Source organism: Sedimentitalea arenosa, from assembly GCF_016428585.1.
In the GTDB taxonomy this organism is placed as follows: domain Bacteria; phylum Pseudomonadota; class Alphaproteobacteria; order Rhodobacterales; family Rhodobacteraceae; genus Sedimentitalea; species Sedimentitalea arenosa.
Genome location: NZ_JAELVR010000010.1, coordinates 105653 through 124981, shown reverse-complemented (window position 1 = coordinate 124981; position 19329 = coordinate 105653). Strand labels below are relative to the sequence as shown.

The 19329-nt window shown below is 67.4% G+C and carries 17 protein-coding genes; 10 read left to right on the top strand and 7 right to left on the bottom strand.

The window, feature by feature from the left end; genetic code table 11:
- Positions 1 to 3: 3 nt before the first annotated feature.
- Complete coding sequence (locus tag JF290_RS14940) at positions 4 to 1920, bottom strand: DEAD/DEAH box helicase (RefSeq protein WP_199025691.1); 1917 nt, start codon at positions 1918 to 1920, stop codon at positions 4 to 6.
- 184 nt (positions 1921 to 2104) lie between these two features.
- Entirely contained in the window at positions 2105 to 5683 is a 3579-nt protein-coding gene (locus JF290_RS14935) for a hydantoinase B/oxoprolinase family protein (RefSeq protein WP_199025690.1), read from the bottom strand.
- A 125-nt stretch (positions 5684 to 5808) separates the two neighbouring features.
- Here JF290_RS14935 and mutL point away from each other — a divergent pair, with 125 nt between their 5' ends.
- The 4 genes from mutL to JF290_RS14915 all read left to right on the top strand — a co-directional run bounded on the left by mutL (position 5809) and on the right by JF290_RS14915 (position 9785).
- On the top strand, positions 5809 to 7638 hold the full coding sequence (mutL, locus tag JF290_RS14930; protein WP_199025689.1) for a DNA mismatch repair endonuclease MutL: 1830 nt from the start codon (positions 5809 to 5811) through the stop codon (positions 7636 to 7638).
- Positions 7635 to 8864, top strand: a complete 1230-nt coding sequence (locus tag JF290_RS14925) for a DNA recombination protein RmuC (RefSeq protein ID WP_199025688.1) — start codon at positions 7635 to 7637, stop codon at positions 8862 to 8864. Before mutL ends, JF290_RS14925 begins: the two co-directional genes overlap by 4 nt.
- Before the next feature lie 295 nt (positions 8865 to 9159).
- Positions 9160 to 9327: a hemin uptake protein HemP gene (hemP, locus tag JF290_RS14920; RefSeq protein ID WP_199025687.1), complete on the top strand. Its 168-nt coding sequence runs from the start codon at positions 9160 to 9162 to the stop codon at positions 9325 to 9327.
- Positions 9324 to 9785: a hypothetical protein gene (locus JF290_RS14915; RefSeq protein ID WP_199025686.1), complete on the top strand. Its 462-nt coding sequence runs from the start codon at positions 9324 to 9326 to the stop codon at positions 9783 to 9785. The genes hemP and JF290_RS14915 overlap by 4 nt, the downstream gene beginning before the upstream one ends.
- 47 nt (positions 9786 to 9832) lie before the next feature.
- Here the strand turns inward: JF290_RS14915 and JF290_RS14910 are convergent, their stop codons facing one another.
- Both JF290_RS14910 and JF290_RS14905 read right to left on the bottom strand, forming a co-directional pair.
- Positions 9833 to 10477, bottom strand: a complete 645-nt coding sequence (locus JF290_RS14910) for a ChrR family anti-sigma-E factor (protein ID WP_199025788.1) — start codon at positions 10475 to 10477, stop codon at positions 9833 to 9835.
- A 5-nt stretch (positions 10478 to 10482) separates the two neighbouring features.
- Positions 10483 to 11034, bottom strand: coding sequence for a sigma-70 family RNA polymerase sigma factor (locus JF290_RS14905; RefSeq protein ID WP_227363630.1), 552 nt, complete (start codon positions 11032 to 11034; stop codon positions 10483 to 10485).
- 216 nt (positions 11035 to 11250) lie between these two features.
- Here JF290_RS14905 and JF290_RS14900 point away from each other — a divergent pair, with 216 nt between their 5' ends.
- From JF290_RS14900 to JF290_RS14875, 6 genes are all read left to right on the top strand, one after another.
- Positions 11251 to 12549 carry an NAD(P)/FAD-dependent oxidoreductase gene (locus tag JF290_RS14900; protein ID WP_199025684.1) on the top strand — a complete coding sequence of 433 codons (1299 nt, stop codon included), beginning with the start codon at positions 11251 to 11253 and terminating at the stop codon, positions 12547 to 12549.
- Entirely contained in the window at positions 12546 to 13304 is a 759-nt protein-coding gene (locus JF290_RS14895; RefSeq protein WP_199025683.1) for a DUF1365 domain-containing protein, read from the top strand. The genes JF290_RS14900 and JF290_RS14895 overlap by 4 nt, the downstream gene beginning before the upstream one ends.
- 2 nt (positions 13305 to 13306) lie before the next feature.
- Positions 13307 to 14548 carry an MFS transporter gene (locus JF290_RS14890; RefSeq protein WP_199025787.1) on the top strand — a complete coding sequence of 414 codons (1242 nt, stop codon included), beginning with the start codon at positions 13307 to 13309 and terminating at the stop codon, positions 14546 to 14548.
- The gene (locus JF290_RS14885; RefSeq protein WP_199025682.1) at positions 14548 to 15135 is read left to right on the top strand and encodes a DUF3833 domain-containing protein; all 588 of its coding nucleotides are present in this window, start codon (positions 14548 to 14550) and stop codon (positions 15133 to 15135) included. Before JF290_RS14890 ends, JF290_RS14885 begins: the two co-directional genes overlap by 1 nt.
- Entirely contained in the window at positions 15132 to 15863 is a 732-nt protein-coding gene (locus JF290_RS14880) for an SDR family NAD(P)-dependent oxidoreductase (protein ID WP_199025681.1), read from the top strand. Before JF290_RS14885 ends, JF290_RS14880 begins: the two co-directional genes overlap by 4 nt.
- Before the next feature lie 71 nt (positions 15864 to 15934).
- Entirely contained in the window at positions 15935 to 16264 is a 330-nt protein-coding gene (locus JF290_RS14875) for a DUF3775 domain-containing protein (RefSeq protein ID WP_199025680.1), read from the top strand.
- A gap of 78 nt (positions 16265 to 16342) precedes the next feature.
- Here the strand turns inward: JF290_RS14875 and JF290_RS14870 are convergent, their stop codons facing one another.
- From JF290_RS14870 to JF290_RS14860, 3 genes are read right to left on the bottom strand one after another with little or no spacing between them, the layout of a single operon-like run.
- Complete coding sequence (locus JF290_RS14870) at positions 16343 to 17485, bottom strand: saccharopine dehydrogenase family protein (RefSeq protein WP_199025679.1); 1143 nt, start codon at positions 17483 to 17485, stop codon at positions 16343 to 16345.
- Positions 17486 to 17488: 3 nt separating this feature from the next.
- Complete coding sequence (locus JF290_RS14865) at positions 17489 to 18544, bottom strand: saccharopine dehydrogenase (RefSeq protein WP_199025678.1); 1056 nt, start codon at positions 18542 to 18544, stop codon at positions 17489 to 17491.
- Positions 18545 to 18569: 25 nt separating this feature from the next.
- Positions 18570 to 19220 carry a histidine phosphatase family protein gene (locus JF290_RS14860; RefSeq protein ID WP_199025677.1) on the bottom strand — a complete coding sequence of 217 codons (651 nt, stop codon included), beginning with the start codon at positions 19218 to 19220 and terminating at the stop codon, positions 18570 to 18572.
- Positions 19221 to 19329: the final 109 nt, after the last annotated feature.

Genomic DNA, 19329 nt, shown 5'->3' with positions numbered 1-19329 from the left:
CGCTTACTTGCCGGGCTTGCGCCGTTTCGGCGGCGCGTCTCCGCTTCGCGCCTTCGCGGCGGCTGCGCGAGCCTTGTTCTTCTTGCTGTTCGGCTTGCCGACCGAGGGCGCCTTCCTGCCCGGGCTCGACGGCTTGCCTTTGCCGCCGGTGGGTTTGGAGGGCGGCTTTCCAGGGGTATCCGCGCGGGCAGCCGCCGGTTTGCGTGCGGGTTTCGCGGCACGGGCAACGGCTTTCGGGGGGTCTTCGACTGTGGACGCTACCGCGGGCCTGTCATCGTGCGCCGCGTCGCGCGTGTGTCGCGCGGCGGTCTTGCGGCCCGGTTTCCCGCTCGGTTTCGGGCGATTTTCGAGATCGGGCGCCGTGGCCAGCCGGGTCACTCTGGCGTTGCCCTCAACCGTCATCTCGGGGCCAAGCGCGGCGATGAACGCATCGGCCTTGTCGGCGCGGATCTCGACGTAACTTTCGTCGAACTGGATCCGGATCGCGCCGAAATCGTCACGGGTCAGACCGCCGGCCTTGCAGAGGATCGGCAGCAGGCGTCGGGTTTCGACCCCGGCCTTGCGTCCGCCCTCGACCGAGAACCACGTGCTGGGCCCGAAGGGGGCGCGCGGTTCGGGTTTGCCGGTGGCAACGGGGTCGGACAGTTCTTCGGGGGCGGAATGGCGGCTTTCGTAGAGCCTGACATAGGCGGCGGCGATCTGCTCGGCACTGAAGCGCGCCAGGAGAGCCTCTGCTGCGTCAAGGGACTCGGGCGGCGTCTGCCAGGCCGGATCGGCGAGCATCCGGTCCATGTCGCGGGCGCGTACGGCGTCGGCTGACGGCGCTTCGTCCCACTCGGCGGTCAGTTTCGCGAATTTGAGCAAGCGTTCGCATTTCTTGCGCGCCGCGGGCGGCACGATCAGGGCGCTGACGCCCTTGCGGCCGGCTCGACCGGTGCGGCCCGAACGGTGCAGCAGGGTTTCGTGGCTGTTGGGAAGTTCGGCGTGAATGACCAGGTCCAGGCTGGGCAGATCGATGCCGCGCGCGGCGACATCGGTAGCGACGCAGACCCGCGCGCGCCCGTCGCGCATCGCCTGCAGGGCATGGGTGCGTTCGGTTTGCGAGAGCTCGCCCGAAAGGGCCACGACGGAAAAGCCCCGGTTGGAGAGGCGGGTGGTCAGCCGGTTCACCATCGCGCGGGTGTTGGCGAAAACCAGCGCGTTGGGCGCTTCGTGATAGCGCAGCACGTTGATGATCGCGTTCTCGGTGTCGCGCGCAGCGACCGAGAGGGCCTGATAGGCGATGTCGCTGTGCTGGCGGGTCTCGGCGGCGGTCGTGATGCGGATCGCATCGGTCTGGTACTTCCCGGCGAGATTGGCGATGCCGCGCGGCACCGTGGCCGAGAACATCAGCGTGCGGCGACCTTCGGGGGCGGCGGCAAGGATGAATTCGAGATCGTCCTGGAAGCCGAGATCGAGCATCTCGTCGGCTTCGTCCAGCACGATGGCGCGGATCGCCGACAGGTCGATGCTGTCGCGCATGATGTGGTCGCGCAGGCGGCCCGGCGTTGCGACAACCACATGCGCGCCCCGCGCCAGGGCGCGGCGTTCGTCGCGCATGTCCATGCCGCCGACGCAGGAGGCGAGCTGCGCGCCGGCCGGTCCGTAGAGCCAGGTCAGTTCGCGCCGGACCTGCAGCGCGAGTTCGCGCGTCGGTGCGATGACGAGCGCGAGCGGACTGGCGGCGGGCGCGAAATGGTCCGTCTCGCCGAGGATCGTGGGTGCGATGGCAAGTCCGAAGCCGACGGTCTTGCCCGAGCCGGTCTGGGCCGAGACGAGCAGGTCGGAGCCCGCGAGTTCGGGATCTGTCACGGCCTGCTGCACCTGGGTCAGCGTGGTATAGCCTTGCTGCGCGAGCGCGTCGGCGAGGGTCTGTTTCATGTGCGGATACTTTTCTGGGTCGCGCGGTTGGGCGCGCTGGGATCAAGCGCCGCTGCCTATATGGTCTTGCGGGCAATGTATAGCGGTTTTGCTGCAGCGCGGGGAGGGGGCCAGCCCCCTCTGCTGAAATCTGGGGATTTCGGCATTCACCCCCGGAGTATTTGAACGAAGATGAAGCGGCGGATCAGGCGGACCCCCAGCCACCGCCGCCCGGGGTGTGCATGCCAAAGACCGAGTCGGCTGGCAGGTCGATCTCGTCATTGCCCTTGAGGTCGATCCTTGTGCCATCGGGCAGTTCCGCCCAGTTGACGCCGACAGCACCCGGCGCGCCGCCATCGACGCCGAAGGGCGGGATATTGCGATGCGAGCAGAGCGTCGTCACCGTGACCGGGGTCAGGAACCGGATCAGCCGGGTCGCGCCGTTGCCGCCGGTCCATTGCCCCGCGCCGCCGGATCCGTCGCGGATGCCGAACGCTTCAAGCCGGACGGGGAAGCGTTTCTCAAGAATTTCCGGATCGGTCATGCGAGTGTTGGTCATGTGGGTCTGGATCGCGTCACAGCCATCGAACCCCGGGCCCGCGCCCGTACCTCCGGCAATGGTTTCGTAGTTCTGGAAGTCGTCATTGCCCCAGACGAAATTGTTCATCGTGGCCTGGCTGCCGGCCATGACGTGCAGCGCGCCGTAGAGCGCATTGCACATCGCCTGGCTGACCTCGGTATTGCCGGCGATAACCGCTGCCGGGTAGGTCGGGTTCAGCATCGAGCCTTCGGGCGCGATGATCCTGAGCGGGTGCAAACAACCTTCGTTGAGCGGAATGCTGGTGCCGACCAGCGTGCGGAAGACATAGAGCACCACCGCGCGGCAGATCGAGAAGGGGGCGTTGTAGTTGCCCGTGTGCTGGGGCGAGGTCCCGGTGAAATCTATCACCGCCTCGCGCTTGTCCTGGTCGACACCGACCTTGACGCGGATTTCGGCGCCGTGGTCCATCGGGTAGGTGAAGGAGCCCCCCGGGAGCTTGCCCAGAACGCGGCGCACGCTCTCCTCGGCGTTGTCCTGTACGTGGCCCATATAGGCGGTCACCACGTCGAGGCCATAATGCTCGGTGACCTTGAGCAGGGCCTGACGTCCGGTTTCGTTTGCGGCCACCTGCGCCTTGAGATCGGCCATGTTCTGGCCGATGTTGCGGCAGGGATAGCGCCCGGACGCCAACACCTTTTCGGCCGTTTCCTGTTGGAAGGTTCCACGGGAGACGAGACGCACATTGTCGATCAGTACGCCCTCCTCGTCGATATGGGTGCTGTCGGGCGGCGCACTGCCCGGAGTGCGGCCACCGATATCGGCATGGTGGCCGCGGCTGCCGAGCCAGAAGGCCGGCGTGCCGTTTGCGAAGACCGGGGTGATCACGGTCACGTCGGGCAGATGGGTGCCGCCGTTGTACGGCGAATTCAGCATGAAGGCGTCGCCCTCGTGGATGTCGCCCGCATTCTCGCGGATCACTGTCTTGACGCTGTCGGACATCGAGCCGAGATGCACCGGAACATGAGGTGCGTTGGCCACCAAGTCTCCGTTTGCGTCGAAGATCGCACAGGAGAAATCGAGCCGTTCCTTGATGTTGACCGACCAGGACGTGTTGGCGAGCGTCGCGCCCATCTGGTCGGCGACCGACATGAAGAGGTTGCCCATGACTTCCAGCAGGACCGGGTCGGCCTCGGTCCCGGCGGCGGCGTCCCGACGCGCGGCGGTGGTGCGGTCGAGCACCAGGTTGCCCATCTCGTCGAGCCGCGCGGTCCAGCCGGGCTCGACGACGTTGGTACCGGTGGCTTCGGCGATCACGGCCGGGCCGTCGATGCGCGCCGACCGGGCCAGGGTTTCGCGGACATACAGCGGCACGTCGCGCCAGTCTCCCTCGCAATACATCGGGATGCGGGCAATCGCGTCGGTGCCGTCACCGACGGGAACGGCCGCGGGGGCCTGGCCGGTATCGCCGATCGCCTCGACGGCGACCATGTCGAACAGAATGGCGCGATCGGGGGATGTGAAGCCGAACCGGTTCCGGTGTGCGGTCTCGAAGGCGGCCTGAATCTCGGCGCGGCTGCCGAAGGACACCTCGAGCGCCTGGTGCGAGCCGTCGTAGCGCAGATGCGCGCGGCGTTCGACGCGGATCTTGGCGGCGCCCTGGGCGCGGACTTCGGCCTCTGCTTCGGCGGCGATCTCCTTTAGCGCTGCCATTGCGGTCGCGTCCTCGTCAAGTGGCACGTCGACCTGGGTTTCGCGCAGCGCCCGAATTTCGGCGAGTCCCATGCCATAGGCGGACAGAACACCGGCATAGGGATGGATGAACACCCGCGACATGCCGAGGGCATCGGCCACGAGGCAGGCGTGCTGCCCGCCCGCGCCGCCGAAACATTGCAGGGTATAGCCGGTCACGTCATGGCCGCGCTGAACGCTGATCTTCTTGATCGCGTTGGCCATGTTGTCCACGGCGATGCGCAGGAAGCCGGTGGCGATATCCTCGGGTGTGCGGGGGGCTTCGCCGGTTTCCTCGGCGACCTCGTGCGCGAGTTGGGCAAAGCCTGCGCGGACCGCCTCGGTGTCCAGCAGCTGATCGCCGTTCGCGCCGAAGACCTGCGGAAAGTGATCCGGGTTCAGCTTGCCCAGCATCACGTTGCAATCGGTTACGGTCAGCGGGCCGCCGCGCCGGTAGCAGGCCGGGCCGGGGTCGGCGCCGGCGCTTTCGGGGCCAACCTGAAAACGGCCCTCGGCGAAACGGCAGATCGAACCGCCACCGGCGGCGACGGTGTGGATATCCATCATCGGGGCGCGCATGCGGACGCCTGCGACCTCGGTCTCGAAGCTGCGTTCGAAATCGCCAGCGTAGTGGCTGACATCAGTCGAAGTGCCGCCCATGTCGAACCCGATCAATCGGTCATGGCCGGCGGCCTCGGCCGTCTTGACCATGCCGACGATGCCGCCAGCCGGGCCCGACAGGATCGCGTCCTTGCCCTGGAAGAGGCGCGCGTCGGTCAGTCCGCCGCTGGACTGCATGAACAGCAGCCGGTCGCAGGCTCGTCCCATGTCAAGCGCCCCGGCCACCTGGTCGACATATCGGCGCAGGATCGGGGAAAGATAGGCATCGACCACGGTGGTGTCGCCGCGTCCGACCAGTTTGGCCAGCTTGCTGACCTCGTTGCTGACAGAGATCTGCGTGAATCCGATCTCGCGGGCCAGTTCGGCCACGCGGGCCTCGTGCACCGGGTTGAGATAGGCGTGCAGGCAGGCAATGGCCACCGCGCGCAGGCCGGTATCGAAGGCCGCCTGAAGGGTCGCGCGGGCGGCGTCTTCGTCGAGCGGCCGGATCACCTCTCCGTCGGCGTCCAGCCGTTCGTCAAGCTCCGCGACCTCGCTATAGAGCAGTTCCGGGCGGATGATGTGCAGGTCAAAGAGCCTGGGGCGGGTCTGGTAGCCGATCTGCAAAAGATCGCGGAAGCCCTTGGTGATGAGCAGCAGCACCGGTTCTCCCTTGCGTTCCAGCAGCGCGTTGGTCGCGACCGTGGTGCCCATCTTGACGGCGGCGATCGACCCGTCGGGGAAGGTTCCGTCGATCTCCATCATCTCGCGGATGCCCTGCACGGCGGCATCCGCGTAGCGGTCCGGGTTCTCCGACAGCAGCTTGTGGGTGGTGAGCGTACCATCCGGCTTGCGGGCGACGACATCTGTGAAAGTGCCGCCGCGGTCGATCCAGAATTCCCACTGTCCGCTCATGCCTGCCTCCGTGCCGCGTTGTCGTTCAGCCTTTGCGGCCCGGCGCGAGAATGTCAACGCGCGCCGCCCGCAGAGCATATCATTCGGGTGGCAGAATCGTTGATGTCTGTGCTAGGTATGGGGGTATGGCACAGGCATACCCCAATATCGGCGATACTCGCCCCGTCATTCGTCAGTTGGACGACGCGGCGATCAACCGGATTGCTGCGGGCGAGGTCGTCGAACGGCCCGCTTCGGCCGTCAAGGAACTGGTCGAGAACGCGATCGACGCCGGGGCGACGCGGATCGGGATCGACATCGCGGATGGCGGCAAGACCCTGATCCGGGTGAGCGATGACGGCTGCGGGATCGCCGCCGATGATTTGCCCTTGGCCCTCTCGCGGCATGCGACTTCCAAGATCGACGGAAGCGACCTGCTGAATATCCACACGTTCGGTTTTCGCGGCGAAGCCCTGCCGTCGTTGGCCGCGGTCGGCCGGCTGACGATCACCAGCCGGGTGCCCGGCGCCGACGCTGCCAGTCTCAAGGTGTCCGGTGGACGGATGGGGCAGGTTACGCCGGCGGCGCTCGGTATCGGCACGGCTGTCGAGCTGCGCGAGCTGTTTTTCGCAACGCCCGCGCGGCTGAAATTCATGCGCAGCGACCGGGCCGAGGCGCAGGCCGTGACCGACGTGGTCAAGCGGCTGGCGATGGCCGAGCCGTCGACGGGGTTCGTTCTGCGCGACGTATCCGGCGGGGGCGAAGGCCGCATCGTGTTTCGTGCCGACCCGGAACCGGGTGATCTGTTCGGGGCCATGCACCGGCGGCTGGATCGCGTGATCGGGCAGGATTTCGCGGACAATGCGCTCAGGATCGATACGGTCCGCGATGGCATCCGCCTGTTCGGCTACGCGGCGTTGCCGACCTATTCGCGCGGTGCGGCCGTGGCGCAATACCTGTTCGTCAACGGGCGCCCGGTGCGGGACAAGATGCTTTTCGGAGCCCTGCGGGCGGCCTATTCCGACGTGCTGCCGCGTGATCGGCATCCGGTGGCGGCGCTGTTCATCGATTGCGATCCGACCTTGGTCGATGTCAACGTGCACCCGGCGAAATCCGAGGTGCGCTTCCGCGATCCGGGTATCGCGCGTGGCCTGATCGTGTCGGCCTTGCGCCATGCGCTCGCCGAGCACGGGCACAGGGCGTCGAGCACGGTGGCGGCGGCGACGCTGGGCGCCATGACGCCGGAACAGACGGGGGCGCGGGTCTACCAGATGGACCGGCCTTCTCTCGCCGCGCGCGAGGCTGCGCGGACGTTGCAGGCCCCCGGCTTCGCCGAGGTCGAAGCCCGTTATGGTGCGCAGGTCGTCGACGTCGAGCAGGACACGCCGGCGGAGACCCTGCCTCTTGGCGCGGCGCGGGCGCAGGTGCACGAGAACTACATCATCGCGCAGACAGGCGACGGGATGGTCATCGTCGACCAGCATGCGGCGCACGAGCGGTTGGTCTACGAGAAGCTGAAACGCCAGATGGCCGAGTCCGGGGTCGCCGCGCAGGCGCTGCTGATCCCAGAGATCGTGGACCTGTCCGACAGCGACCGTGCGCAGTTGATGGAGATGGCCGACGAGTTGTCACGTCTCGGCCTGACGATCGAGCCCTTCGGCGGGAACGCGGTCGCGGTGCGCGAGACCCCGGCGATCCTGGGCGAGGTCGATGCCGGTGCGATGCTGCGCGACATCCTGGACGAGGTGGCCGATCTCGGCAGCAGCCAGACCGTGCAGGCGCGGATCGAGGCGATCCTGAGCCGCGTCGCCTGCCACGGATCGGTCCGGTCGGGACGGCGGATGCGGGGCGAGGAGATGAACGCGCTGCTGCGCGAGATGGAGGCGACGCCGCATTCCGGGCAATGCAACCACGGCCGGCCGACCTATGTGAAGCTCAAGCTGGCCGATATCGAACGGCTGTTCGGACGCACATGATCCGCATCGGCGACACTACCTTGGCACTGGACGATCCGCTGGTACTGGGCGCTGCAGGCCTGATCCTGCTGGTTCTGATCCTGCTGATCCTGGCGGTGCGCGCGGCAGGGCGCTCGGCCCGGATGGCCGAACCGCTGAGCCAGCAGCTTTCCCTTTTAGGCCAGCATGTTCAACAGCTTGGCGCCGGTCAGGAACAATTGCGCGGCGGTTTGCAGAGCGTATCCGAAACCCAGGCGAATGCGCAGATGCAGTTGATCCAGACGGTCGAGAGCCGGCTGTCGGACGTGCAGCAGCACATGAACGACCGGCTGGCGGACAACATGATGCGGCAGAACCGCGCCCTGACCGAGATGCAGGAGCGGATGAAGGAAACCCTGCATGGCAGTTCAAAGCAGACCGCGACCAGCCTGACCCAGTTGCAGGAGCGGCTGGCCACCATCGACAAGGCGCAGGACAACATCACCAAACTGTCGGGCGATGTGCTGAGCCTGCAGGACATCCTGTCCAACAAGCAGACGCGGGGGGCGTTCGGAGAGATCCAGCTGAACGACATCGTGTCCAAGGCGCTGCCCAGCGACAGCTATGCGTTGCAGGTGACCCTGAGCAACGGGAAACGGGCCGATTGCCTGATCCACCTGCCCAATCCGCCGGGGCCGATCGTGATCGACAGCAAGTTCCCGCTGGAGGCCTACGAGGCGCTCAGAGCGGCGCAGACGGACCACGAACTGCGCCAGGCGGCGACCCAGATGCGCACCGCTGTACGGACACATATCAAAGCGATTTCAGAGCGTTACATCATCGAGGGCGAGACCGCGGACGGGGCCTTGATGTTCCTGCCCTCCGAAGCGGTCTATGCCGAATTGCACGCCAATTTCCCCGAGGTCGTGCGCGAGGGATTCGCCGCGCGGGTCTGGATCGTATCGCCGACCACCTGCATGGCGACGCTGAACACGATGCGCGCGATTCTCAAGGATGCGCGGATGCGCGAGCAGGCCGGGGCGATCCGCAAGGCGCTGAAACAGTTGCACCGCGATGTCGAGATCATCGGTGAGCGTGCGGGCAAGCTGGACACCCATCTGCGGCAGGCGGGGGAGGACGTGTCGGGCATTCTCGTCGCCTCGGAGCGGGCGGGGAAGCGGGCCGACCGGCTGGACAATTTCGACTTCGAGGAACTGGCCCCGGACGACCCGGGACAGGTGGTCGCGCTGGGCGGGTCCAAGCGCTGAACGCCAGGCGTTAACACCTGATATCAAGGGCTCTGCGGGGCTGTGCATTGCGTACAGATCGCGTGCATACGCCGTGCAGACGCGCGTGTGCCTGTCCGCCGGTTGGCGATTGGTAAACGCGGGGCGCAGAGGCCCGAAAAACCGATATTGACAAATCTGACAAAACAACTCAGGTTTAAGGCATCCAGCCATCTCGACCGACCGGGAGAGCCAGACCTCACCAAGCAATCGTATTTCGGGAATCCCGCCGCGTGCGGGGGGTCGAAGAGGTGGGCGCCAGGCCCGAGGAGAGATGATGACGCTGCAGACATCCGAGAAAGAGAGCAACCGCACGGACGGCGGTCCGCCGCGCCATGTGGCGACGGACCTGACACAGGGCCATCCGACGGCCGAGATCATGTTGGGCGATCAGGTGTACCGGCTTCGGATCACGAAGGCCGGCAAGCTGATCCTGACGAAATGAACGCGATGGTGCGCCCGCGCGGCGGGGCGGCGATCGGTGTTCTGGAGGACCTCGATCCGGTCGAGGCGGCGGCGGTTCTGTACCTGCGGCTGTGGTGTGACGGGGCGGGGGCGCAGTTGCAGGTGCAACGCGACTTTGACCGCACGTTGGGCACCGCCCATGGCGAAACCGCGCTGGGCAGCCTGCAGCAGTTGTGCCGGCTCTGCGCCGAGCACGGGCGGCGTCCGCTGATGCGGCACGGGGTCGGTTGCCGTTGTTTGGGGGCGGACGAAGCGTGCTTTGCCCATTTCGTCGCCGCCGCGTCGGAGCCCGACAGCGAGGATGCGATCCTGATCGCGACGCTGCTGGTGCGGCCCGACCTTGCGCCCTGTCTGGTGGACGCGGCCCGGACGCTGGGCCTCGCGCTGCGCCGGATGGCCATTGCCGAGCGGAGGGCGCCGACAGACCGGCTGCATTGAGCACCGGCGCGCGCGATCGGCGCGCGCGCCGTTGAGCGTGGAATGTGTCAGATGCGCAGGAAGGGTTGCGCGATGCGCGGGATCAGGCCGGTGAACTTGAGCGGCGCGTCGGTCACGGCGAGGCAGATGCAATCCTCGGAGATGTCCGCCACCGGCGTGTGATGCACGGATTCATCCGCCATTTCCACGTCGCCGCGGGCAAAGCGGTCGTCTTCGTCCGAGAACGCGCCTTGCAGCACCATCGTCATTTCCATGCCGTTGTGGCTGTGATCGGGCACCGCCGCCCCGGCGGGGATGAACAGAAGCCGGGCGGAGGCGTCGCGCGAGGTGGGCAGGATCGCCTGCTTGACACCCATGCCGACCGGGCGCCACTTGATCGCCTCGAGATCGCCGCCGACATATTCCTGCAGCGGACCGGGCAGCACGCCGGGCCGTTTCCGGGGCGCGCGTGGCTGTGGCGCGTGACCGGAAATCATCGCGATGGTGGCGGCCAGGCTGTCCTCGCCCATCTCGGCGGTTTCGTCCTCGAGCAGGGCCCCGCCGACCGCGTCGAAGGTTTCGAGCTGCGCGCGGCAGACATCGCAGAGCGATACGTGGCTGGCGACCATCAGGCTGAAGGCCTCGGGCAGGGTTCCCGCCGAATAGGCCATCAGCAGGTCGTCGCTCAGATGGTGTTTTATGTTCTCTGTCATCAGCTTCATCTCATTGCGTGGCGCAGGCGGTCCAGCGCCAACCTAATCCGTGATTTGATCGTGCCCAGTGGCAAACCCGTTTGAGCCGCGATTTCGCTGTGGCTCAGGTCGCCGAAATAGGCGCGTTCGATCAGTTCCCTCTGTGCGTCCGGCAGCTCCTTGATCGCCACCTTCAACTGTTCGCTCTCCTGTTGCAGGGTCAGGATGTCTTCCTGATCCGGCTCGGCTTCGGGGCCCCAGGTCAGATCCTCGGGTTCGGGCCGTCTTTGTTTGCGCAGCGCGTCGATCCTGCGGTTCCGGGCGATGGTGAAGATCCATGTCGCCACCGAGGCCCGCGTCGGGTCGAACAGATGCGCCTTGCGCCAGAGTGTCGCCATGACGTCCTGCGCGCATTCCTCGGCCATGGCGGCGTCGGCTCCGGATTTCATCAGGAACGCCTTGATCCGCGGAGCGAAGTGGCGAAACAGATCGGCGAAGGCCGCCTGATCCTGATGGTCCCGGACGCGCAGCACGTGCTGAACCCATTCAGCTCTGGTGCCGTTGTCCTGGTTGGTCACGAAATTCTTTCCTGCTGCCCCGCGGGTGCGATCGGCCGCAGGGGGCCGGGCGCTGGCGGAGCCCGATTGTTCAGTCCTAGTCGCGTCAATCGTGGCCAACATACCAATGATACGCAAGTGGGTCGGGGTCGGATCACCGGATTTGCGCTTTTGTTTTGCATCCAGTTGCGGGCCGGAGTCGTAATGAGTGCATGAACTGCAAGGACGGACTGTTACATGCCATTTGAACTCGGTGCAGGTGCACCCAAGAAGATCGCGGTGATCGGGGCAGGAATTTCGGGGATGGGCGCGGCGCACATGCTGGGCGATACCCACGGGGTGACCCTGTTCGAGGCCGAGCCGCGGCTGGGCGGACATGCCCGCACGATCATGGCCGGAAAACGCGGCGACCAGCCGGTCGATACCGGTTTCATCGTGTTCAACCACGTGAACTACCCGCATCTGAAGGCGCTTTTCGAGCGGCTGGAGGTGCCCACGACCGAGAGCAACATGAGCTTCGGCGTGTCGATCGACGGCGGCCGGCTGGAATACGCGCTGCATGGGATCGACGCGCTGTTCGCCCAGCGCAAGAACGTGGCGGACCCGCGGTTCCTGCGGATGGTGCGCGACATCCTGCGGTTCAACGCCCGGGCCGAGCAGGAGGCGACCGATCCGGAGCTGACCATCGGCGGCCTGCTCGAGCGGCTGCGCACCGGGCCGTGGTTCCGCGACTATTACCTGACGCCGTTTTCCGGTGCCATCTGGTCGACGCCGAAATCAAAGATACTCGACTTCCCGGCCTATGCGATGGTGCGGTTCTTCCGCAATCACGGGCTGCTCGGCTATAGCGGTCAGCACCAGTGGTACACGGTGCAGGGCGGATCGGTCGAATACGTGCGCCGGCTGGAGGCCGGGATGCGCCGCAAGGGCGTCGAGCTGCGGCTGGGCGCGCCGGTGCAGTCGGTGCGGCGCAGCGAGCTGGGCGTGCAGGTGCGCCCCTGGGGCGGCGCCTGGGAGACTTTCGACGAGGTGGTCTTTGCCACCCATTCGGACGACACGCTGCGGATGCTGGCGGATGCGTCGATCAGCGAGCGCAAGGCGCTGGGGGCCGTGGCCTACCAGCCGAACGAGGTGATCCTGCATCGCGACGCGTCGGTGATGCCGCGGCGGCGCAAGGTCTGGGCCAGCTGGATGTACACCGAGGACAGCCAGAAGCTGTCGGACCAGATCGACCTGACCTACTGGATGAACTCGCTGCAGCCGATCCCGATGGACGATCCGCATTTCGTGACGCTGAACACCAAGCGGCCGATCCGCGAGGAGCTGATCTTTGACCAGGTGACGATGCGGCACCCGGTCTATGACGTCGCCGCGCTGGCGGCGCAGAAGGAGATCGCCGCGTTCAACGGCACCAATTCGACCTGGTTCTGCGGTGCCTGGATGAAGAACGGGTTTCACGAGGACGGGCTGTCGAGCGCCGTGGACGTGGTCGAGGGCATCAACCGCGTCGCGAGCCTGCAGGTGGCGGCGGAATGAGCGCGCGCGTCGATCATATCGACGGGCAGACCTTTCACGGTCGCAAGGGCGGGACGCGCAACGCGTTCCGCTACTCGATCGACTACGTGATGCTGGACGCCGAGGCGGCGGCCACGGGTCCGGGGCTGTTCTCGCGCAACGGGCGCAATCTGACGGCGCTGCATGACAGCGACCATGGCGGCGCGCCGGGACAGGGGCGCGGCGCGGCCTGGGTGCGCGAGGTGATGAGCGCGCACCAGTTGCCGCAGCCCGACCGGATCCTGCTGCTGGCCCAGCCGCGGGTTCTGGGCCACGTGTTCAACCCGGTCAGCTTCTGGCTGTGCTACACGGGCGATGACCTGACCACGGTGATCTCGGAGGTGACCAACACCTTCGGCGAGCGCCATTCCTACCTGTGCCACCATCCCGACATGGCGCCGATCCGCCCGAGCGACCGACTGACCGCGCGCAAGATCTTCTATGTTTCGCCGTTCCAGCCGGTCGAGGGCGGGTATGAGTTCCGCTTCGACATCCGCGCGGACCGGATCGGCATCTGGATCGACTACAGCCAGGGCGAGGGCGGCCTGATCGCCACGCTGACCGGGCACCGGGCGGCGCTGACCAACGGCGCCATCCTGCGCGCCGCGCTGCGCCGGCCGCTGGGGTCGCGGCGGGTGCTGGCGCTGATCCACTGGCAGGCGCTGAAACTGTGGTGGAAGGGCGTGCGTTACCGGGTGCGCGGCACGCCGCCCGAACAGGAAGTGACGCGGGGATGACGATGACGGCGGTGGATACCCGACGCGACCGGTTGCCGGCCTATGCGCTGTTCGCGGCGCTGCTGGCCTCGGCGGGCCTGCCGCTCTATATCCACGCGCCGAAATTCTATGTCGACGAATACGGGGTCAGCCTGGCCGCGCTGGGCTCGGCGCTGTTCGTGCTGCGGCTGCTGGACGTGGTGCAGGACCCGCTGCTGGGCCGGCTGGCCGAGCGGTTGCGCCATCACCGGGCGGGCGCCGTCGCGGTGGCGGTGCTGATCCTGGCGGGATCGATGGTGGGGCTGTTCGCCGTGACCCCGCCCTTCGCGCCGCTGGCGTGGTTCGGCGCGATGCTGGTGCTGGTGTTCTCGTCCTTCAGTTTCCTGACGATCAACTTTTATGCGCAAGGCGTGACCAAGGCCGGTCAGTTGGGCGATTTCGGGCATCTGCGCCTGGCGCGCTGGCGCGAGACCGGGGCGCTGCTGGGCATCTGCGCCGCCGCCATCGCGCCGGTGATGCTGGGCGCGGTGACCGGCCATCCGTTCGCGGGGTTCGCCGGCGGGTTCGCCGCGCTGGCCCTTGCCGCCTGGCTGGCGATGCGCAGCGAATGGAGCACGGCGCACACGCCGCCGTCGGCCGGGTTCGGCCCGGTGCTGCGCGATTCGATCGCGCGTCGCCTGCTGGTCATTGCCTTCGTGAACGCCGCGCCGGTCGCCATCACGTCGAGCCTGTTCCTGTTCTTCGTCGAGAGCCGTCTGGACGCGCCGGGGCTGGAGGGGCCGCTGTTGCTGCTGTTCTTCCTGTCCGCCGCCGCCGCCGCGCCACTCTGGGGGCGGCTGGCCGAGGGGATCGGCGCCAAGCGCGCGCTGCTGCTGGGCATGGGGCTGTCGATCCTGGCCTTCGGTTTCGCGCTGACGCTGGGGGCGGGGGACTGGATCGCCTTCGCGGTGATCTGTGTCGCCTCGGGCGCGGCGCTGGGCGCCGACATGACGCTGCTGCCGGCGATCTTCGCGACGCGGATGGCGCGGATCTCGCCCAGCGCGGCGGAGGGGTTCGGGCTCTGGTCCTTCGTGTCCAAGTTCACGCTGGCCTTCGCGGCCATATTGCTGTTGCCCGCGCTCGACGCCGCGGGGTTTCGGTCCGGGGTGCAGAACCCGGAAGAGGCGTTGATCCTTCTGACGCTGTTTTACGCGGGGATTCCCTGCCTGTTGAAAGCGGTCGCCGTTCTGTTGCTGGCGACCACGAACCTAGAGGAGACGCGATAATGGACTCCCTGCTTCTGGTGGCCTTCGGGGCCGCGCTCGTGATGGCGGTCGGCTGGGCTAGACGGCGATTCTGGTCGTTCAAGGCCCAGAGACCCGAGGATTACGTCGAGGGTCAGCCGCAGTTCGACCTGCGCCGGCACCTGAACGGACCGATCGTCTGCGAAGGCGTGATCTATGGCCCGATGGGGCGCGTGACCTCGCGCTTCGTGGGGGAGTTCGAGGCCCGCTGGGAAGGCAACACCGGGGTCATGACCGAGCATTTCCGCTATGACAGCGGCAGCACGCAGGACCGGGTCTGGTATCTGAGCCTGGGCAATGACGGGCGGATCCGGGCGACCGCGCCGGATGTGGTGGGCACCGGCACCGGGATGCAGATGGGATCGGCGGTGCAGCTGCAGTACCGGATCCAGCTGCCCGAGGAGTCCGGCGGGCATGTCCTGGACACGACCGACTGGATGTACCTGGCGCCCAACGGCACCATCGTGAACCGCAGCCAGTTCCGCAAGTTCGGCATCCAGGTCGCCGAGCTGGTGGCGACGATGCGGCCGCGGAATGCGGCCAACGACCCGGTGCGTGACGCGGCATGAGAACCTGGCAAGGCAAGAGATACTGGCTGGTCGGCGCCAGCGACGGGCTGGGCGCGGCGCTGGCCCGGCAGATGAGCCGGGCCGGCGTGCGCCTGGTCCTGTCGGCGCGGTCGCAGGACAAGCTGGAGGCGCTGGCCGCGGAGTTGCCCGGCCCGGCCGAGGTGCAGACGATCGACGTGTCCGACGATGCGAGCGTCGCCGCCGCCGCCGAGGCGGTGGGCGAGATCGACGGGGTGGTCTATCTGGCCGGGGTCTACTGGCCGTTCCCGGCGACCGAGTGGAACGCCGAGCAGGGCACCGCGATGGCGGATGTGAATTTCACCGGGCTGGTGCGGGTGATGGGCGCGGTGCTGCCGCAGATGGTGGCGCGGGACGCCGGGCACGTGGTGATCACCGGCTCGCTGTCGGGGTTCCGGGGGCTGCCCGGCAGCATCGGCTATTCCGCCTCCAAGGCGGGGACCATGGCGCTGGCGGAATGCATATATGCCGACCTGCACAGGACCGGGGTGGCGGTGCAGCTGGCCAATCCGGGTTTTATCCGGACGCGGCTGACGGACAAGAACGACTTCACCATGCCCTTCATCATGGAGCCCGAGGACGCGGCGCGGATCATGTTCGAGCACATGACTTCGGACCGGTTCAAGAAGAGCTTCCCGCGCCTGTTCTCGTGGGTGTTCCGGCTGAGCCAGTTCCTGCCGGACTGGATCTATTACCGCCTGTTTGCGTAAGATCAAGGACGTCCGCCGCGCGGGCGGTGTCTGATCGCGGCGGAGCAATGCGAACAGGAGAGGATGAGCGGATGCTGGAGATTTCGCCGCAAAAGGTCGCGCAGGTCATTCTGATGGGCCGCGAGCTGGGCCGTGCCGAGGGCGAGTTGCGCGCCTTCATCGACCGGATGAGCGACGACGAACAGGCCGAACTTGTGGCGATCATGTGGATCGGCCGCGAGAGTTTCGAGGCCGAGGACCTTGCCGAGGCGATCGCCACCGCCAAGGCCGAGGCGACGACCCCTTGCGCAGATTACATCCTGGGCACGCCGCACATGTCCGATCACCTGGAGAACGGGCTGGACGCGCTGGGGATATCCGCCAGCGACGCCGAGGACGACATCATCACGCGCGGGCGGTGAGCGTCGGACCGTCGAGTATTTTCACGAAGATGAAGGGCAGGGCCGTGCTTGGCCCTGTCCGTGCGCGTGTCGGGCGGATCAGGCGAGGTGGTCGACGATCTGCAGGTGCTGCGCCAGCTTGTCGATCTCGGCCATCCAGCGGGTCAGCAGCCTGGGATCGCTGGGGGCGGCGTGGACTCCGGCGGGGATTTCGCGGTTCAGCACCGCTTCGACCGCCAGCGAGACCGGGACCGACACGAGGCGGGCCATCGCGGTGCCGCGGGCGTCGCCCCAGGCGTCCATGACGTAGGTCTTGTGCCAGACCGGTTTGCCGTCGCGTTCGGCGGCGAGGCCGACGCAGAGCACGACGCGGTCGGGTTCGTCCTCGTCATAGGCGTGGTCGGCCCAGAACTGGTCGGACATCTCCTGCAGGCGCGCGTCGCCTTCGGGGCCGGAGAGGGTTTCGACCTCGCGGAACACGTCGGCCCAGGCCTCGGACCAGCCGTTGAGCCGCAGGGTGCCGCGCACGAAGTCGCGCACCGGCCAGGTCTGGTCGAAGCCGTATTGCGCCATGAAGGGCAGACTGTCGCGGTTGGGATAGACCTCGAAGCTTTCCGGCGTGGGCAGCGGCGCGGTATAGCTGCTGATCGCGTCCCAGGGCCGGTCGACGCGGAGCTCGGAATAGTCGCGGATCGAGCGCGACGGCGAGCGCAGCGCCTTGAGCACGCCCAGCGGCGACCAGCTGAACTTGTAGCGGAAGGCGTTGGCGTGTTTCGGCACGCCGCCGCAATAGGAGGTGAAGGACAGGTGGTTGTCGGCGTCGAACGCGTCGGAGGCACGGTAGGCGTCCATCAGCGCGTGGGCCATCAGGTGGTCGATGCCGGGGTCGAGCCCGACCTCGTTGACCAGCGCGACGCCGGCCGTGCGGGCGGCCTCGTCGAGCGCGCGCATTTCGGGTGCGATGTAGGAGGAGCTGACGAACTGCGCCCTCCTGGCGATGGCCAGTTCGGCCAGCGGCACGTGCCAGTCGCCCGGCAGCATCGACACGATCACGTCGCCTTGGGCGAGCGTGCCTGCAAGGGCATCGATGTCGAACGCCCGGATGTCGTCGGTCAGGTCGCCGACGGCGGCGCGGGCCTTGTCGACGGTCCGGTTCCAGACGGTGACGTCGTGGCCGGCCTCGATCAGGCGGCGCAGGCCGGGGATGGCGGAGAGGCCGGTGCCGCACCAGTGGATGGTCATGGATCAGATCCTTTCGATATGGCTGTCAAACGTGGCTTTCGCGCGCCCCCAGACGCCGGCCTTCAGGTCGGGCAGGGTCAGCAGCGAGGGCAGCAGCTGGGCGGCGAAATCCTCGGAGCTTTCCAGCGGCAGCATCGAGGGCAGGTTGTCGATGGCGGTGACGTCGAGCGGCGGCGCGTCATGCACCCGCAGCGCCGGTTCGGCCCAGCTGGTCGTGCGGTCATAGACCTTGATCGGAGAGAAATCGCTGTCCGGATCGCAGGCGATGTCGCCGATCACCGTCAGGTTTCGCGGATCTGTCGGCGCGCTGGCCGGCACGAAGACCGGGGTGCCGGGGCGGGCCAGGATGCAGTTGAGAAAGACGTCGTGGGCGAGTACCTCGGGGAACGGGCCGCCATGGGCGGTTTCGGCCATGTCCCAGCGGGTGACGGGCACCGACATCGCGGTGCAGAGATCGGCGGCGCCGGTGCCGACACGTCCGAGCGCGCCGATCACCAGCGCGGTGGGGCGGCCGGTGCCGAGCGCGTCGAGCTCGGCTGTCAGTTCGTCCTGCAGCGCCCGTGAATTGGCGTAGGTCGAGACCGGCCCGGCGAGGCCGCCGCGTTGCTGCGCGGCCCAGCATTTCAGCGCCACGGCGGCGCCGGCATAGCCCGCCCAGTAGCCGAAGGCGGCGACCCGGCGGCCGCTTTCATCGACCAGGTATTCGAGATCGTAGAGCGTGCCGCCCCCGGCCCTGAACCGTTTCAGCAGCGTCTGCCCGGCGGGCTGGCCCTTGTAGGCGTGGCCGAAGAGGATGTGGCGGTGCGTCAGCGGCGTGCCGTCCTCGGGCAGTTCCTTGAGACCGAAGATGATGGCGTCGGCGGGGGCGTCGGGCCAGCTGTTTTCCGGCGCGATCTCGCAGCCGGCGGCGCGATAGGAGTCGATCGGAACGGCGCGGGTGGCGCTGTCCTCGACCGTGACGCGCAGGCCGGCGCCGATCAGCGCGGCGGCGCCGATGGGCATCAGCCCGGTGCGGTCCTCGTTGGCGCGCTGTTCGGCGCGCACCCACAGATGTGTCATGTGCGGCGGTTCCTCGTGTCGGGCGTCAGAAATGCGTCTGGGCGAAGTGGCGGTCGGGCGCGTCGAGATGTGGCACCGCGTTGAACAGGACCGGGCTGAGATGGTCGCCGATCGGGAACAGCCTGTGCATCGAGGTGTTCATGATCGCCAGCGCGACGCGGGCGGTGGCGGCGATGTTGAGCTCCATCACCTGGCGCAGGGCGATGGCGATCAGCCCGCCCGAGGTCACGACCAGCGCCGGCCCCTTGCCCGCGGCGATCTCGTCCAGGGCGTCGGTGACGCGGCTTTCGAAATCGGCGAAGCTTTCGGGGGCGCCTTCGAGTTCGCCGTTCTGCCAGGCGGTGAAGATGCGCGGCAGGTGGCGGATGAAGCCCTCGCGTTCGGAGGGCAGCGCGACGCCGTGCTGTTCCTCGAGCAGGCGGGCGAGGGTGAAGTATTCGAGCTCGTTCAGGCGCGGATCCTGCTCCGCGTCGCCTGCCTTCATGCCGCCGGCGGTTTCGACATGGCGGGTGAGCGTGCCGCAATAGACCCGCGAATGATGGCTGCCGCAGGTGCGCAGGTGATCGCCGAGCCAGGCTGCCTGCTGGTGGCCGAGCGGGCTGAGCCGGTCGTAGCTGAGCTCGTCGCGGGCCTGGGTGTTGGCCTGGCCGTGGCGGATGAGGGTGATGTGGGACATGGTGCTGCTCCTGCTTGGGCTCGTCTTAGGCCAGAGCGGCGCGAGGTGCCAGAGGGGGGACCGATTTCGCCCGTCGGCGCCGGCTTGGTTTCCGTGCGCGCGGCGCGTA